The sequence below is a fragment of the Pseudomonas sp. GL-B-12 genome (assembly GCF_019955895.1).
Taxonomy (GTDB): domain Bacteria; phylum Pseudomonadota; class Gammaproteobacteria; order Pseudomonadales; family Pseudomonadaceae; genus Aquipseudomonas.
The window spans coordinates 1-15,749 of the sequence record NZ_JAHBCX010000013.1 but is presented as its reverse complement, the minus strand read 5'-3'; the positions used below and the strand labels follow the sequence as shown (position 1 = coordinate 15,749).

Here is a 15,749-nt window from a genome sequence, read left to right as displayed (position 1 = left end):
ATCAGTGAGCCTTGCGCGGAGTGATGTAACTGCTGATGAACGCAGGGTTATTGGCCATGATCCGGGTGTAGACCTCGATGCCGAAGTCGACCCAGTCACGCATCAGTTCGCAGTAGTGATAGGTCGGGTGGGTCGGGTCGCCGTAGCGGGCGTAGCTCTCGTGGTAGCAGCCGCCGGAACACAGGTTGCGGATCTGGCAGTCCTCGCAGCCGGTGTTGGTGCGGTCCAGGCGCTGGGACAGGAAGTCGTTCAACTCCACCTGTTTCACACCGCTGTGGACGTTGCCGAAGGTCGGCAGGCTCGAACCGGTAAAGCGATGGCACAGGTTCAGTTCACCCTTGTGATCCACCGCCAGCATCTTCAGGCCCGCGCCGCATGGCAGGGCTTTCTTGTGGCCTTCGTGGATGTCGGTGATGAGCTGGTGCAGGTTGGAGAAGCCGATGTTGCGGTGCTCCAGCGCCGCTTCCAGGTAACGACGACCCAGCGCCTTCATGCTGGCGAACACCTGCACCAGTTCATCGCTGGTGAGGTTGAAGCTGCTGATGTCGCCGGAGGTCACCGGGGCAAAGCCGACTTCGGCAAAACCCAGTTCGTTGAACAGGTGATCCCAGATGGTTTCGACGTCGGTCACGCCGGTGGTCAGGGTAACCCGCGCGCCGACCGGACGGCTGTTGTAGCGCGACAGCAGCATCTCGGCCTTGCGCCGCACCACGTCATACGTGCCCTGCCCGCCCACGGTGATGCGGTTGCGGTCGTGCACGGTCTTCGGCCCGTCGATGCTTACCGACAAACCGAAGCGGTGTGCATTCAAATAGTCGACGGTTTCTTCGGTGAGCAACGTGGCGTTGGTGGTCATGACGAATTCGACGAACTTTCCCGCCTCGCGAAAACGCTTCTCACAGTAGTCGACCATGTACTCGATCAGCTTGCGATTGCTCAGCGGTTCGCCGCCGAAGAACACCACGGTGAAACGCTCTTCGTCCGGGGATTCGCGCAGCAGCATTTCCACCGAGGCAATCGCCGTTTCGACGTCCATCTTCTTGCCCGCCGACGGCTTGTCGAGGTCTTCCTTGTAGCAATACGTGCAGCTCAGGTTGCAGCCGGTGTTGACGTTGAGCACCACGGTATTGATTGCCGTGCGCTCGACGCGCTTGGTGGCGATGTCCGGGGTCAGCGGCGAACCGTCGCTGACCAGTTCCAGGGCCATCAGCTCGCGCAGGGTCTCGGTGACTTCCTCGCCGTTGAAACGCGCGGCCAGGCGCTGGATCAGGTCGTCCGAGGAACAACCGGGCCCGCGCAAGGTATCGATGATGGTGCCCGTCAGTTCATCGCTGGCGAACAGCGAACTGCTGGGGATGTGAAACAGCATGCGGTCTGCATCGACCTGCACTTCGTGCAGGTTGCGTTCGACCAGATTCAAGATAGCGCCCATTGCCAACCTCCTGTGCAGGCCCCGCTTGGCGGGGCTTGCGGTCATTCCGAAAAGTGTCTGTAGCCTTGAAGCTGTGTTAAGCCAAGGACAGCCAACTCATGGAATGGGTGGATTGTTCCAGCGTTGCACGGTCACGATCATGTGGCCTTCGCCGCTCAGGGATTTCCCTGCGTCGTCGACGGCGGCGATCACCTTGAGGTTGCCGGCATTGTTGGTGGACATCTTGCGTGCCGGGTTCGGCCCGGCATCGCCCGGGGTGAACACGCCCGCGTCGGCCTGCATGGTGCCGGCAAACTTGACGTCTTCGTCTTCCTTGGCGCGGTCGTCGAAGGCTTCGACTTTCCACTGCGCCGGGAACACACCGATGCGATACGGCTTGCCGTCAGCACCCTTGCCCCAGGCTTCCGCATCGAAACGGCCCTGGACTTTCGGCGTCGAACCACCGCCCTCGCCGATCCGTGCCACCGAGAATTCCGGCACCACCTTGACCGAGGCGATCTTGCTGTACACCGACAGACTTGGGCCCTTCAGCGCGCCAACGCTGACCGCGCGCACGCCCGGTTGGGCATTGGCCGCCGCCTTGAGCTTGACCTTGATCCGCTCAGGGCTCTGCTCGACCACTTCGAGCACTTCCACGCCTTTGCCGAAGTCCGGCTTGCCGCTCAGGCCACTGCCGATCAGGGTCACTTCGATTTCGCTGCCAGCCTTCAGATAGCCCGGCTGCACCGCCAGCAAACGGTTGGAGCCCTGCTTGGCGGCGACGAAGTCCAGGCCGCGCTCGTCATGCTCGGCCTCGAACATCCGGCCCTGCATCGCATTGCCCTGGGCGGCGAACACCTGGCGCATGGTCACGCCATCGATGGTCACGTTGCCGCGCCATTCGTAGCCGGTGTAGAGAATCGCACTGCCGTCGCCATTGAACGGGCTGCCGTCGGCGTACTGGCCTTTGACGCTGACCTTGAAGGTGTCGCTGCCATCGGCACTCACAGTCATGACACCGGCCAGTTCACCCTTGCCCGGCAAGTGGCCGCTGAAGCTCCAGTCGCCTACCAGGGCACCGGCTTTGGGCGCCGCGCTCTGCCATTTTTTCCAGGCCGGGTTGTCCAGCGGATAACGCTTGGCCAGCAGCGGCACCATGTCCTTGCGGGCGATGTCGAACCAGTCGCGGTCCCGGGCCAGCGCCTGGTATTCCAGGGACGGCCACTGACCGAGGTGGAAGTTCACCAGGCGCTCCCACTCCTGCGCCGGACGCCGTTGCAGGGCGACCCGCGCACCGGAGTGGCAGCGGCCGCACATCTGGCTGGTCTGGTCGTCGAACTGCTCGACGGTATTGAGCCGCCGCTCCAGCGCATAGCGCACGCCGTCGGTTTCGCTCGGCGCCAGGCCCTGGGTGTCGGCCAGGTACTTGACCAGCGTACGACGGTCGTCATCGCTGATCTGCAAACCGTGCATGGTCTGCATGCGGGCGATGCTCATCAACCAGCCTTCCGGCGTTTTGCGCTGGTGGCTGATGCGGCTGAGGGCGTTATCGGCTTCGGGGGTGTGACAGCCCTGACAGGTTTCCTTGAGGATGGTCTGGGCGTCGCGGGCTGCCAGGCTATGAGGCGAATGCAGCGCTACGCAAGCGGCTACGGCCAGCAGGCTGGCGCTCATACCTGATCGGAGTTTTCTCTTCATCAACGTCGAACCTCGCACGGTGCGTTCTTATTGTTGTGGCTTATCGTTTTTATGGTTTCTACCGCCGGCGGTGAACCGCTGACGGAGGCAAGAGAAACGTCTGAGAGGTGCAATACACGGAGCGTGCCAGCTTGTTAAAACCTATTTGAATCAATGATTTGCCGGAAAAGGCAGGGGTTTTGGCAGTACAGCCATCGCGGGAACACGTTTTATTTCGCGACAACAGTTTCACTCTGAGACGAGCATAGGTGAGCCACGTCGATGGGCGATGACCAATGATCGTTTTGCTTTCTGTAGGAGCTGGCTTGCCAGCGATGGACTCTCAGGTAACGCGCTCACTCTGTAAGAACGCGTTATCGTTAACGACCATCGCTGCGATGCGGCGACCCGACAAGCCAGCTCCTACAGGGCGCGACGAGTGTGTCAGCGGCGTCTCAGTTTGCGACAGTCCTGCGCTCGTTCATGAGTTCATTTGGCCGCCGAAACCTGCTAACACGGGGCTTTGGGCAAATTGGCACAGCCGTTGCGAATGACCTCGCCACACGAACAAGACGAGGTTTCATCATGTCGCTCCCAAACCTGCTTCCCGCCACTTCGGCATTCATCCAGCGCGCCCCGCGCATGCTCATCGGCGGTGACTGGGTCGAGGCCGCCGACGGCCAGACCATGCCCCTGCACAACCCGGCCACCGGCGAAGTGCTGTGCGTGGTGCCACGGGCAACGCCGGAGGATGTCGACCGCGCGGTACTCGCCGCCCGCCAGGCGTTCGACGACTCAACCTGGACCCGCACCCGTCCCCGGGAGCGGCAGAATCTGTTATGGAAACTCGCCGACCTGATGCAGCGCGACGCCGAGTTGCTGGCGCAGCTGGAATGCCTGAACAACGGTAAAAGCGCGGCGGTGGCCCAGGTGATGGACGTGCAACTGGCCATCGACTTCCTGCGCTACATGGCCGGTTGGGCGACCAAGATCGAAGGTTCTACGGTTGACGTGTCGGCACCGCTGATGCCCAACGACCAGTTCCACAGTTTCATTCGACGCGAAGCGGTGGGCGTGGTCGGCGCCATCGTTGCCTGGAACTTCCCGCTGTTGCTGGCCTGCTGGAAACTCGGTCCGGCCCTGGCCACCGGTTGTACCGTGGTGCTCAAGCCCGCCGACGAAACCCCGCTGACCGCACTGAAACTTGCAGAACTGGTGCTGGAGGCAGGTTATTCCGAAGGCGTGTTCAACGTGGTCACCGGCACCGGCATCACCGCAGGCTCGGCCCTGACCCACAACCCGCTGGTGGACAAGCTGACCTTCACCGGCTCCACCGCGGTGGGCAAGCAGATCGGCAAGATCGCCATGGATTCCATGACCCGGGTCACCCTGGAGCTGGGCGGCAAATCACCGACCATTGTCATGGCCGACGCCGACCTGAAAACCGCCGCGGCTGGGGCTGCCAGCGCGATTTTCTTCAACCAGGGCCAGGTCTGCTGCGCAGGTTCCAGGCTGTATGTGCAGCGCAAGCACTTCGACAATGTAGTGGCGGACATCAGCGACATCGCCAACGCCATGAAACTCGGCAACGGCCTGGACCCGAGCGTCGACATGGGGCCATTGATCTCGGCGCGCCAGCAGGAGCGCGTCTACGGGTACATCGAAAAGGGCCGGGAAAGCGGCGCGACCATCGCCTGCGGCGGTGAACAGTTCGGGCCGGGCTTTTTCGTCAAGCCGACAGTGATTGTCGACGTCGATCAGAAGCACTCACTGGTGCAGGAAGAAATCTTCGGCCCAGTGCTGGTGGCCATCCCGTTCGATGACGAGGCCGATGCCCTGCGCATGGCCAATGACAGTCCGTATGGATTGGGCGCGAGTATCTGGTCCAACGACCTGGCGGCGGTGCACCGGATGATTCCACGGATCAAGTCAGGGTCAGTGTGGGTCAACTGCCACAGCGCCCTGGACCCGGCGCTGCCGTTCGGCGGCTACAAGATGTCCGGGGTCGGGCGTGAGATGGGGTATGCGGCGATCGAGCATTACACCGAGTTGAAGTCGGTGTTGATCAAGCTGTAATTCGTAGCGATCTTCGGGCCGCCTTCGCGGGCGAGCCCGCTCCCACAGGAGTTGTGCGTTGAACACAAATTCCCTGCAGAAGCGGGCTGCCGCGAAAGCGCCAGTCCAGCCACTATGCCGCTGTTTCGCGGCCCTGCGTTTGACCCACCCGACTTTTTGCGCCGGCCCGTAGCGCGTGACGAAGCTTCAGGGCCGGCCGTTCGACGCAGTAGTACGAAACGCCGCTAAGCAGCAACGACAAGGCCAGCACTGTTGCAACAATGGCCCCATCGTAGGCAACCGACCCGATAGCGTGCAGGAAGTACATCACCACATAGTGATTCAGGAACACGCCGTAGCTGATATTGCCGAGGAACTCGTCAATCCGGTGATACTTGAGCTTTGTCAGCAGGTACACGGCGGGCACGCCCAGCGCTATGCCGGCGGTCACTTCGGCATTGAACGGTCGGCGCTCTATCCATCCCGCCATGATGGCCGCAAACATCAGGGCCGCCGCCACGGCGGTGCCGGCAGCGATCGCCAGATCCTTCGGCTGCGCTTTGTACAGGTAGCTGCCGCACAGGAACATGAACAGTACGCCCGGCAATAGACGGTAGCCGTACAGATCGGTGTTGATGAAACCCAGGCACGCGACCATGAAGACGACGACGGATAGAGCAAACGCAACACCCCGCGCCCTGTAGATGATCAGAAAAGGGATCACCAGGTAGAAGCACATCTCAAGCCCCAAAGACCAGGCCGGCGGCAAGATCCACGATCCCGCCGCTCCGAACATGTAGAAACCGAGTGGCACAATAGCCAGGCTTGCGGCGATGTTGCGCAGCGTCAGCTCGGCGGCTTGAGGTGTGCCGGGCAGCAGGAAATAGATCACCGCACAGGAAACTGCGAAGTAGAACAGGAATTGAGGGTAGAGCCGCAGGGCGCGGTCCAGGTAGAACAGGCCGACTTTCTCCGGCGCCTTGTAGTTGCGCTCGATCAGCGAGGTCATCACGAAACCGCTGATGATCAGGAAGGAAATCACGGCAATCACGCCGGGGTTTAGCCCCATGAACGTCTTGCCCATATGAGAAACGGCCACCAGAACGGCCAGTAGCAGACGATAGGCTCCCACTTACACCCCAAAAATCCTTGTCGTTATGGCGCGTAAATTACGATGCTTTGCGCTGGGAGAACAGGCTTTTCGCCGGGTCCGGACGTTCTTCACTCAGGGTTTGAAACCCTGACCCAGCAACCAGCTGCGAACCATCCGCCCCTGCTCCACCGTCAAACCGGCCAACACCTGATCCGCAGGCTCGCCCTGCTTTAACCTCTGCACCAACGCCGCCACCTCAACCCCGTGCACATGCCAGATGCCCAACGGCTGGTCCGCCGTGATCACCACCTCGGCCTCATCGACAAAACCGTCACGTAGCACCGGCGCCCGTTCGATTTTCAGTGCCGCAAAATCCGCCTCGGCATGGGCCATCTCGGCGTCCGGCCAGTTCCGTCGTGCCTGCCAGAACGGCTGATCCAGCCAGCGTTGCTCATCGGCATAAAAATCCCGGCCGATCCGCGCAAACCGCAAAAACAACTGCTCCACCCGCTGCTGGTGGAAACGTTGGGCCAGAGCCGCCCGCTCGGGTTTACACAGCAGCGTGTTGATCACTGCCGGCGCCTGCAACGCCGAAGACAAGGACTGAAAGATCCCGTTGCCCGACAACGGATCGACAGCCATTGCCGCATCGCCGACCCGAATCCAGTTATCGCCACACACCTGCGGGCTCAGGATCGCCGTGCTGCTGCGGGCGTGCAGTTGTAGATCACCTTCTGCTTCGCCAGCAAAAAATGCGGCGGCCAGCTTCGAACCCTGGCGCCGCTGCCGGCAGTAATCGAGCAACATCGCCTTGCCCGGCAACCCGGCGCTGGCCACGTCCACCGTCCATTGCCAGTAACACTGGCCGTCGGCACGCCGTGCCATCCACGCCCAGCCGTCCTCGAGGCTTTCCACGGCGCTGGCGGTGCTGCCCGGCAAACCCTGCCAGCGATTGAGCAAGCTGACCGTCTCGGGCCCACGCAAGCCCTTGCCGATAGCGGGGGCTTGACGTCCTCGAGCTTCCACGAGAAATGGCGCGAACAGCGGTTCGCATCCGTCGATTTCGATTCGATGACCGTTGGCCGATGACTGAGCCGTCAGCACCCGGCCCTCGATCAGCTCGACCCCCGCCAGACGCAAATCCTCACGCAGGCCTCGGTCAAACACCGGACGGTCGAGCAAGTATTCGATGTTCTGCGCATGGTGCTGGCCATTCCAGTTCACCTGGCGTTGAGAAGGCAGCGCTGCCTCCGCCAACGCCTGATGCAGGCCCGCGCCGCGCAAAGCCTCGAGAACCCGCACGGACACGCCTTCGAGCGCGGCAAACCGACGCCATTCGCTGATCAGCGTGACGCCATGGCCCAGCCGCCGTAGCCCCAGCGCAACGGCGGCGCCGGCCGGTCCGGCGCCAAGAATGACGATGTCGTTCATGGTCCGAAGCGCCGTTCAGGGCCACGGTAGCGGGCATGGTCGCGCAACCACTCGATGACTTGCGCATTGCTGGCGTCAGGCTGTTCGGCGAGGAACCCGGCGATGTGCCCGCTCAAGGCGGCACAACCGAGGCTCGCCCCGGATTGCCCCGGGTAGGTGCCATGCACACACGCAGCGAAATCTGCCTGGGCGCTGTTGAGCCACGACCATTCCTGCTCGGCGCACCGCGCATCGCCGGTCACCCGCAACACCTGCGGATAGTTCGCCGGAAACACCCCTTCCCCCTGGGCCGGGCTCGATGCACACAGCAGCACGCCCCGCGCCACCGCCGCCGCACAGGCGGCGCGCAACAGGCTGCGATCCTGGCGCAGGCCAAGGCTCAGATTGATCAGTCGCACGTCCTGCGTCAGCAGCCAGTCAATCGCCATGGCGATCTGCAAGGCGCTGGTGACACCGCGCTGGTCGAACACCTGCGCCACGCAAAACAGTGCCGAGGGTGCACGCCGGCCGATCGCCTCGATCACCGCACTGCCATGCCCCAGCGGGTCGTCGCGCAAGTCGCCCTCGGCCAGGCCGTCTTCTAGCAATGAAAAGCGCCGACCGGCGATCACTTGCACCCGTTGTGCCGCCGAGTGGCCGCTGTCCACCACACCAATGCGTAACTCAGGTTTCATGCAGCACCGTTTTCGAGGTCAGCACGCCGTCGAGCAACTCGAAACGCAGATCGGCATCGGCCAGGGTTGAAGGGCGATGGCTGATCAGGATGCGCGTACGCCCGGCAAACAAGCGGTCGATGGCGTCGATGACTTCGCGTTCGGTGGCTTCATCCACTGCGGAAGTGGCTTCATCGAGCACCAGGATCAAAGGGTCCTGCAACAGCGCCCGGGCAATCGCGATGCGTTGCTTCTGCCCTCCGGACAACTGCTGGCCACGCTCGCCCAACGGGCTGTCGAGGCCTTCGGGCAAGGACTCGATCAGGCTGTCGAGTTGCGCCAGTCGCGCCACTTCGGCAATCGCTTCGCGGCTGGCGTCCGGCACCGCATAGGCCAGGTTGTCGGCAAGGCTGCCGCGAAACAGCACGATGTCCTGGCTGACGATGGCAATGCGCCGACGCAACTGGAACAGATCCAGTTCGCGCAGATCGACGTCGCCCAGCAGTACCCGGCCCGATTGCGGATCGTGATGACGTTGCAGCAGGTCGATCAGGGTGGATTTACCCACGCCCGAGCCGCCGCTGAGGGCCACTTTCATACCGTAGGGGATCCGCGCCTCGATGCCGCGCAGGGTCGATTGGCGGCCGGGATGGGCGAAGTGCACGCTGTCGAACCAGAGATCGCCGCCAGTGGGCATCGCCCGTGGCGTGGCGGGTGTCAACACGGTCGGTTGTTCGCCGCGCAACTCCATCACCCGGCCGAGGCTGACGGTCATCCGCTGGATGGCGACGTAAAGCCCGAGCAAGCTCTGCACCGGCCCCACGGCCATGCCCAGATAAGTGGAAAACGCAATCAGCGCACCGAGTTGCCAGGTGCCCTGCACCACCCAGTAACCGCCGATCAAAAATGCGCAGGCCCGTGACAGCGAGGTCAGGGTGCCGGGCACGGCCTGGGTGAAAAACTCGGTGACTTGCAGGCGCAGCAACTGGCTCATGTAGCCCTGCCCCAGCGTCTCGAGGCGCCGCGCTTCGCGCTGTTGCTGACCGGCGGACTGGATGAACTTCATCACCGGCAGCGTCTCGACCATGAACGACGACATGTCCGCCGAACGCTCGCGCAACTGCCGCACATCGCGCTCGACCTTGCGCCGCATCCAGCGCAGCCAGAGGACATCGAGGGGAATCAGCACCACCGCCAGCAGCGAGAGTTTCCACGACAGCGTCAACAGCATCGCGATGGCAACCACCAGACCGATCACACTCGACACCGCCGAAAACAGCGAGTCCACGGCAAACCGCTGGATTTCCGCGACGTCGCCATCGAGGCGCGACATCAGGTCGCCGATGCGCCGCTGGCCGTAAAAGCTCGGCGACAGGGTTTGCAAATGCCGGTACAGGTCGTCGCGCAGGGCAAACAGCATGCGCCCGGACAGTCGCGTGTGCAGGTAGCGGTTGATGCCGGAAAGCGCCGTGCCCAGCAACCCGGCGACGATCATCAGCCCGGCAATCAACACCAGCATCGGGAAGTTGCGCGCCAACAGGCCATCGTCGATCAGCAGTTTGGTCAGCCACGGCTGCACCAGTACCAGTGCCGAGGCGCAGACCGACAAACCCAGCAGCCCGGCAATCGCCAGGCGATGGGGTCGCACGAAGCTGTACAGCCAGCGCAGTGACGCTTGCAGGGCCTCGGGGTTCTGGCTGTCGATCAGCCGAACGATCAAGCGCTGCATCACGAACGCAACTGTTTGAGCTTGCGATACAGGGTCGCGCGGCTGATGCCCAGGGCGTCGGCGGCGGCCGAGACGTTGCCTTGGTGCGTGTCCAGGGACTGACGGATCAGCTCCAGTTCGTTTTCCCGGATGCTGCCGGCCTGGGGCCGTTCGCTGGCGGTCAACTCGTCGAGCATGCTGTCGGGCAAGTGATCGAGGGTCAGCACGGTATCACCCGGTTCGCGCATGGCCAGCGCGGTGCGCAGGACCATCTCCAGTTGGCGGATGTTGCCCGGCCAGTGATAGCCGCTGAGCAAGCGATCGAGATCATCGTGCAGGACCACGGCGGGTGCGCCCAGTGTCGTCAGCATGCGAGTGACGAGCGCGCTGAAATCCTCGCGTTCGCGCAGGGCCGGGAGCATCACGCTGATGCCGTTGACCCGGTAGAACAGGTCCTCGCGAAAGTGTTTTTCTTCCACCAGACGCTTGAGGTCGCGGTGGGTGGCGCAGATCAGCGCGACGTCGATGTTCTGCTCTTCGCCTGCGCCCAGGGGTGCGACCTTGCGATCCTGCAACACCCGCAACAGCCGGGCCTGCAAGGCCAATGGCATGTCGCCGATTTCATCGAGGAACAAGGTGCCGCCATGGGCCTGCTGCAAGCGCCCGACCATGCCGCCCCGGCGTGAACCGGTGAACGCGCCTTCGCGGTAGCCGAACAGTTCGGACTCGATCAGGCCTTCGGGAATGGCCGCGCAGTTCACCGCCACGAAGGGTTTATCGCAGCGGCTTCCGGCCATGTGCAGGGCGCGAGCGATGACCTCTTTACCGGTGCCGGTTTCGCCCAACAACAAGACCGGCAGTTCATTGGCCAGGCCTTGACGTGCCATGCGCAAGGCACGGGCGTAGCGCGTGTTGCTGCCGGCCAGCGCTTCCAGATCCGGTTGCGCCTTGGGCGTTTTCGCCGCAGTCCGCGGTGGGCTGCTGACGTTGATCGAGCGTTGCGGCGCGCGCAGGGTTTTGTAGAAGAACTCGCCCTTGGCGGTTTGCAGGCTGCCGGCCCCACCCTGATGCAGACGCGCCAACAACTGCAGGCCGTCGACTCCGAGAAACTCCTCGCAGCGCCGACCGACCAGGGCCGAGCGCTCGGCGTGGAGCAACTGGCAGGCCTGGGCGCTGACCGCCAGGATCTGCCCGCCAAGACTCACGGCCAGCAGGCCTTGCCACGGGGATTCCAGGTATTGCCTGCGGCTATGAAAGGCCAGGACGATTTCGTCCGGATAACTGGCGTTGAACACCCGGCTTTCGATCTGGCTGACCGCCATGGCCAGCAGCGCAGTGCTGTCGTGGGCGCGGCCGAGGGGGCCTTCGCGGGTCAGGTCGAGGACGCCAAGAATGTCGCCCTGGGGGCAATGGATCGGCACCGAAGTGCAGGAAAAATCACTGAGGCGATCCAGATAATGTTCGCCGCAATCGATCAGGGTCGGCCGGGCTTCCACCAGTGCCGTGCCGAGGGCGTTGGTGCCGCGAACCGCTTCGCTCCAGCAGGCGCCGAGGGTGATGTCTTGCAGGCCACTGCCCTTGAGACGGTCGGCGCGGCCTTCGACGGCGAGGATGGTGGCGTCGGAGTTGGCCAGGATGATCAGCCCTTCCTTGCCCTGACGCTCGGCCAGGTAATCGATGGCTGGCAGCGCGGCGTCGATCAGCAAGCGGTTGCTCGCCAGCAACACGTCGAGGCTGGCACTCGACTCTAGCGCCAGCTCGTGCTTGGCATTGAAATGCACGCCATGACTCAGGCTGCGTCGCCACGAGGCATCGATTTCCGCACGCAGGACGCCATCCGGCACTTCGCCTTCCAGGTGCAGCTTTTCCCGGGCCAGCCGGGCTTCGCGATGCAGTTTGGGGGAGTTTGTTTTTATTAGCGTCATCAAGCGCTCCGGGTCGTCCGCCCTGCGCCTTCATACGTCGGCGCCCTGGCGCAATCTTTACGTTAACGTAAGGGCTATGGCAAGTGCCGTAGGGCGCTTATGGAACGGGTTATCGTTCATCGCGAGCAGGCTCGCTCCCACAGTGGTCGGTGTTGAACACAAATTTGCAGTTCAACGGGTTCAAATGTGGGAGCGAGCCTGCTCGCGAAGCGGTCTGCGAGACAAATCAAAAATCAGAGCTGCCACACCTCAGGGCTTACAAAAAACGCCCGCGCATTATCCTCCAGACTCTCCAGGTGATACCCGCCCTCCTGCACGATCAGGCACGGCAACCCGAGGCTGCGAATCCGCTCACCGAGCACGGCAAACCCTTCCCGAGTCACCGCCACTTTGCTTTGCGGGTCCAGTTCGAAAATATCGAAGCCCAGGGACAGCACCAGCACCTCGGCACCAAAGTCCGTCACAGCTTTCAGCGCCATATCCAGTTGCTCGAGGAAGTCGGCCTCACTGGCGCCATGGGCCATCGGCAGGTTGAGGTTGAAACCCTCGCCCGCCCCGACACCACGCTCTTCGGCAAAGCCTGCGACACCCGGATAGAAGTTGGTCGGATCGCCGTGCACCGAAACGTAGAGCACGTCATCGCGATCGTAGAAGATCTCCTGAATACCCTGGCCGTGGTGCATGTCGGTATCCAGCACCGCTACCCGCGAAAAACCGGCACGCAATACCTGCGCCGCCACCGCCGCGTTGTTCACATAACAGAAACCACCCGCCGCTTCGGCCCTGGCGTGGTGGCCCGGTGGACGGCACAGGGCATACGCTGCCGGCTCGCCATCGAGCAACGCCCGGGCACCGGCGATGGCGCTTTGCGCCGACCAGTAAGCAGAACGCCAGGTCTGCTCGCCCACCGGGCAACTGCCATCGGCCAGATAGCGCGCTGCCTGCGCGAGAATCCCGCGCAGGGCATTGGGCTCGCGGACGAAGATATTCGACATCACCTCGTCGCCCCAATCCTCGGGAATCTCTTTCCAGCGCTGATGGGCTTCCTGCAAAAACGTGAGGTACGGTGCGCCATGCACCGCCAGCAGCGGATCGAGCCCGGAATCGGCCGGTTGCTCGACATTGAAACCCAGCGCATGAGACGCCTGCACCAGACGCTGCGCACGCTCCGGCACTTCCTGCGGCGTACGCATCTGGCCTCGGGAGTAGTAACTGCGTGGATGGTGGAGCAATTGTTCGGGGTGGAAAAAACTGCGCATGGAATGAATACCTGTCAGTTAACGAAAATCTTGAAACCGGACACATCCCTCTGTGGGAGCGAGCCTGCTCGCGATGAGATCGGCACATTCAACATTGATGGCGACTGATCCACCGCTATCGCGAGCAGGCTCGCTCCTACAGGGATTGTGTTTAGTCGGCCTTCCCGGCGCGGGCCAACACCGCGTTGAGCAACACATCGGTGCCCTGGCGCATGTCTTCAGGCAACACATCTTCGGCTTCGTTGTGGCTCAGGCAACCCACGCACGGGATGAACACCATGGCCGTCGGGCAGTATCGCGCCAGGTGGATCGCGTCATGTCCGGCGCCACTGACGATCGTTTGCTGAGCGTAGCCCAGCGCATCCACGGCCTGCTGCACCGCCGCCACACAGTCCGCATCGAACGGCGTCGCCGGGCTGATCCAGTGCGGGGTGATCGCCATTTTCAAACCGCGAGCGTCGGCTATCGCCTGCAGCCGCGCACGGACCTGTTGCTCCATCGCCTCGATGGTGTCATCACGGTGATGACGCAGGTCGACGGTGAAGTTCACCAGGCCCGGAATGGTGTTGCGCGACGACTTGTTGATACTCAATTCACCCACCGTGGTCAGGCCTTCGGGGGTGAAGTCCGCCGCCAGGCCTTCGATGGCCTGGATCATCTGCGCCACGCCGTACAAGGCATCCTTGCGCAGCGGCATAGGCGTGGTGCCGGCGTGGGCCGCCATGCCTTCGACCCGCACGTCGAGCCAGCGAATCGCCTGGCCGCCGCTGACGACGCCGATGCTCTTGGCGTTATCTTCAAGGATCGGCCCTTGTTCGATGTGGGCTTCAAAGTACGCATCCACCGCGCCACCCAGCGGGCGCTCGCCGGCATAACCGGTACGTTGCAGCGCCTCGGCGACGCTGATGCCATCGATGTCGCGCACCGCCAGTGCGGTGTCCAGCGCCATGATGCCGGTGAACACCGCCGAACCGAACATCGCCGGGGTGAAGCGTGCGCCTTCTTCGTTGGTCCACACCGCCACTTCCAGCGGCTTGCGGGTCTGGATGCCCAGATCATTGAGGCAGCGCACCACTTCCAGGCCGGCGAGCACGCCGTACACGCCATCAAACCGCCCGCCTTCAGGCTGGGTGTCGAGGTGGCTGCCCATCATCACCGGTGCCGCATCAGGATCGGTGCCGGCGCGGCGGGCGAACAGGTTGCCGATGGCATCCACGCTCAGGGTCATGCCGGCTTCGCGGCACCAGTGGGCAAAGAGTTCGCGACCGGCCTTGTCCTCGTCGCTCAGGGCCAGGCGGCAGCTGCCGCCACGGGCGGTGGCACCGATTTCGGCCATCGCCATCAGACTCGCCCAGAGGCGTTCGCCATTGATCTTCAACATGTGTTTCTCCATGAAAATTCAGGGTCAGGCCTTGGCCAGTTCCAGACGTTCAGCACTGGCATGGCGACGGGCAAGGGACAGCACACACAGCAGCGAAGTCGCGACGATCAGGCTGTAGAACACCGCCCCGCCCCACTCGCCACCCACGGCGAACGTGCCGAAAGCGGCCATGGTGCTGAACAGTTTGTCGTCGGCGGGAAAGAACAACACGCCGAACACCAGCGCGGCGGCGATGGCATAGATGTAAAAGTCGTACCACTCGATCATGGTGCCAATGAAGGCAGCGGCTGGGACGAAGCGGGAGGCTTCATGGGGGACTCCTTTGGTTATTTTTCTGGCAGGAGAGAAACGGCAAATCCGCGGCGCTCTGGCGGCGCCGGTCTGGGGATGATTTTTCGTTCCAGGACCATGATTAGTCAATTTTCTATTTATTATTCGAAGTATTACGCCAGCTTATAATCATAGGTAGCAGCCGAGCGCGACGTGCGGCACACAGGCCATAGACGTCTTCGATTCCTGATGGGCAATTGAATGGAAGAAGAAAGGGAGGGCATCCATTGCCCTCCCCTCCTCTGTCCACGCTCCCTGCGACAGTACTGACCAGGACCTCAAGTGACCAGAATGAAGTCCGTCTGATCAACGGCCGCGCTGTTGACACCCACCAGGCGGATGGCGTCCGCCCCGATCCCTACCACCGTGTCCGCCCCGTCAGCCGTTATGCTCACGTTGGACGCGAACACCGCGCTGGTGACCCCCATCCCCGTGATATCGAGCAAGTCCTGCCCTGCGGCCGGGTTGGCTCCGAAGTTCAGGATCGTATCGTTGCCGAAGCCTGGGGCAAACGCGAAGATATCGTTGCCGGCGACGCCGCCACTCATCACGTCGTTACCTGCGCCACCGACGAGGACGTCATTACCCGCCCCCCCCACGATCACGTTGTCGAGCGCGTTGCCGGTGCCCGCAAAGTTGCCGCTGCCGCCGAAAAACAGGTTTTCGACGTTGGCACCCAGGACGTAGCTCCCGAGCGAGGTCCAGACCGTGTCGCTACCATCACCGCCAAGCTCGCTCACCACGTCCCCAAGCTCGGTGACTGCGTAGACATCGTTGTCGACGCCACCGACCATCGTGTCGGTACCTGCGCCACCGATGATGATGT

The 15,749-nt window shown here is 62.8% G+C and carries 11 protein-coding genes and 1 pseudogene; 1 reads left to right on the top strand and 11 read right to left on the bottom strand.

Annotated features, from left to right (window positions below):
• Position 1: 1 nt before the first annotated feature.
• Positions 2-1,432, bottom strand: a complete 1,431-nt coding sequence (gene peaB, locus KGA85_RS08775) for a quinohemoprotein amine dehydrogenase maturation protein (protein WP_223456474.1) — start codon at positions 1,430-1,432, stop codon at positions 2-4.
• A gap of 96 nt (positions 1,433-1,528) precedes the next feature.
• The gene (gene peaA / locus KGA85_RS08770) at positions 1,529-3,109 is read right to left on the bottom strand and encodes a quinohemoprotein amine dehydrogenase subunit alpha (protein ID WP_223456472.1); all 1,581 of its coding nucleotides are present in this window, start codon (positions 3,107-3,109) and stop codon (positions 1,529-1,531) included.
• A gap of 564 nt (positions 3,110-3,673) precedes the next feature.
• Between peaA and KGA85_RS08765 the strand changes: the two genes are divergently transcribed.
• On the top strand, positions 3,674-5,164 hold the full coding sequence (locus tag KGA85_RS08765) for an aldehyde dehydrogenase family protein (RefSeq protein ID WP_223456470.1): 1,491 nt from the start codon (positions 3,674-3,676) through the stop codon (positions 5,162-5,164).
• A gap of 112 nt (positions 5,165-5,276) precedes the next feature.
• Here KGA85_RS08765 and KGA85_RS08760 read toward each other — a convergent pair whose 3' ends face one another.
• From KGA85_RS08760 to KGA85_RS08720, 9 genes and pseudogenes are all read right to left on the bottom strand, one after another.
• Complete coding sequence (locus KGA85_RS08760; protein WP_223456468.1) at positions 5,277-6,275, bottom strand: acyltransferase family protein; 999 nt, start codon at positions 6,273-6,275, stop codon at positions 5,277-5,279.
• A gap of 93 nt (positions 6,276-6,368) precedes the next feature.
• Positions 6,369-7,667 carry an NAD(P)/FAD-dependent oxidoreductase gene (locus tag KGA85_RS08755; protein ID WP_223456467.1) on the bottom strand — a complete coding sequence of 433 codons (1,299 nt, stop codon included), beginning with the start codon at positions 7,665-7,667 and terminating at the stop codon, positions 6,369-6,371.
• A complete protein-coding gene (locus tag KGA85_RS08750; RefSeq protein WP_223456465.1) occupies positions 7,664-8,341 on the bottom strand; it encodes a S8 family serine peptidase in 678 nt (225 codons plus the stop codon). Before KGA85_RS08750 ends, KGA85_RS08755 begins: the two co-directional genes overlap by 4 nt.
• Positions 8,331-10,049: an ABC transporter ATP-binding protein gene (locus tag KGA85_RS08745; protein ID WP_223456462.1), complete on the bottom strand. Its 1,719-nt coding sequence runs from the start codon at positions 10,047-10,049 to the stop codon at positions 8,331-8,333. Before KGA85_RS08745 ends, KGA85_RS08750 begins: the two co-directional genes overlap by 11 nt.
• Positions 10,049-11,953 (bottom strand): sigma-54-dependent Fis family transcriptional regulator, encoded by a 1,905-nt coding sequence (locus KGA85_RS08740; protein WP_223543059.1) that lies wholly within the window; start codon positions 11,951-11,953, stop codon positions 10,049-10,051. Before KGA85_RS08740 ends, KGA85_RS08745 begins: the two co-directional genes overlap by 1 nt.
• Before the next feature lie 233 nt (positions 11,954-12,186).
• Entirely contained in the window at positions 12,187-13,212 is a 1,026-nt protein-coding gene (locus KGA85_RS08735) for a histone deacetylase family protein (protein ID WP_223456458.1), read from the bottom strand.
• Between the two features lie 151 nt (positions 13,213-13,363).
• The gene (locus KGA85_RS08730) at positions 13,364-14,593 is read right to left on the bottom strand and encodes a Zn-dependent hydrolase (protein ID WP_223456456.1); all 1,230 of its coding nucleotides are present in this window, start codon (positions 14,591-14,593) and stop codon (positions 13,364-13,366) included.
• A 185-nt stretch (positions 14,594-14,778) separates the two neighbouring features.
• Positions 14,779-14,860: pseudogene (locus KGA85_RS31395) on the bottom strand (hypothetical protein); the annotation flags it as partial.
• 341 nt (positions 14,861-15,201) lie between these two features.
• On the bottom strand, positions 15,202-15,749 hold a 548-nt coding region (locus tag KGA85_RS08720), incomplete at its 5' end, for a calcium-binding protein (protein ID WP_317850329.1).

Coding starts and splice junctions, on each gene's coding strand:
- KGA85_RS08765 (WP_223456470.1), top strand. CDS start 3,674: ATGTCGCTCCCAAACCTGCTTCCCGCCACTTCGGCATTCATCCAGCGC.
- peaA (WP_223456472.1), bottom strand. CDS start 3,109: ATGAAGAGAAAACTCCGATCAGGTATGAGCGCCAGCCTGCTGGCCGTA.
- KGA85_RS08735 (WP_223456458.1), bottom strand. CDS start 13,212: ATGCGCAGTTTTTTCCACCCCGAACAATTGCTCCACCATCCACGCAGT.
- KGA85_RS08745 (WP_223456462.1), bottom strand. CDS start 10,049: ATGCAGCGCTTGATCGTTCGGCTGATCGACAGCCAGAACCCCGAGGCC.
- KGA85_RS08740 (WP_223543059.1), bottom strand. CDS start 11,953: ATGACGCTAATAAAAACAAACTCCCCCAAACTGCATCGCGAAGCCCGG.
- KGA85_RS08755 (WP_223456467.1), bottom strand. CDS start 7,667: ATGAACGACATCGTCATTCTTGGCGCCGGACCGGCCGGCGCCGCCGTT.
- KGA85_RS08730 (WP_223456456.1), bottom strand. CDS start 14,593: ATGTTGAAGATCAATGGCGAACGCCTCTGGGCGAGTCTGATGGCGATG.
- peaB (WP_223456474.1), bottom strand. CDS start 1,432: ATGGGCGCTATCTTGAATCTGGTCGAACGCAACCTGCACGAAGTGCAG.
- KGA85_RS08750 (WP_223456465.1), bottom strand. CDS start 8,341: ATGAAACCTGAGTTACGCATTGGTGTGGTGGACAGCGGCCACTCGGCG.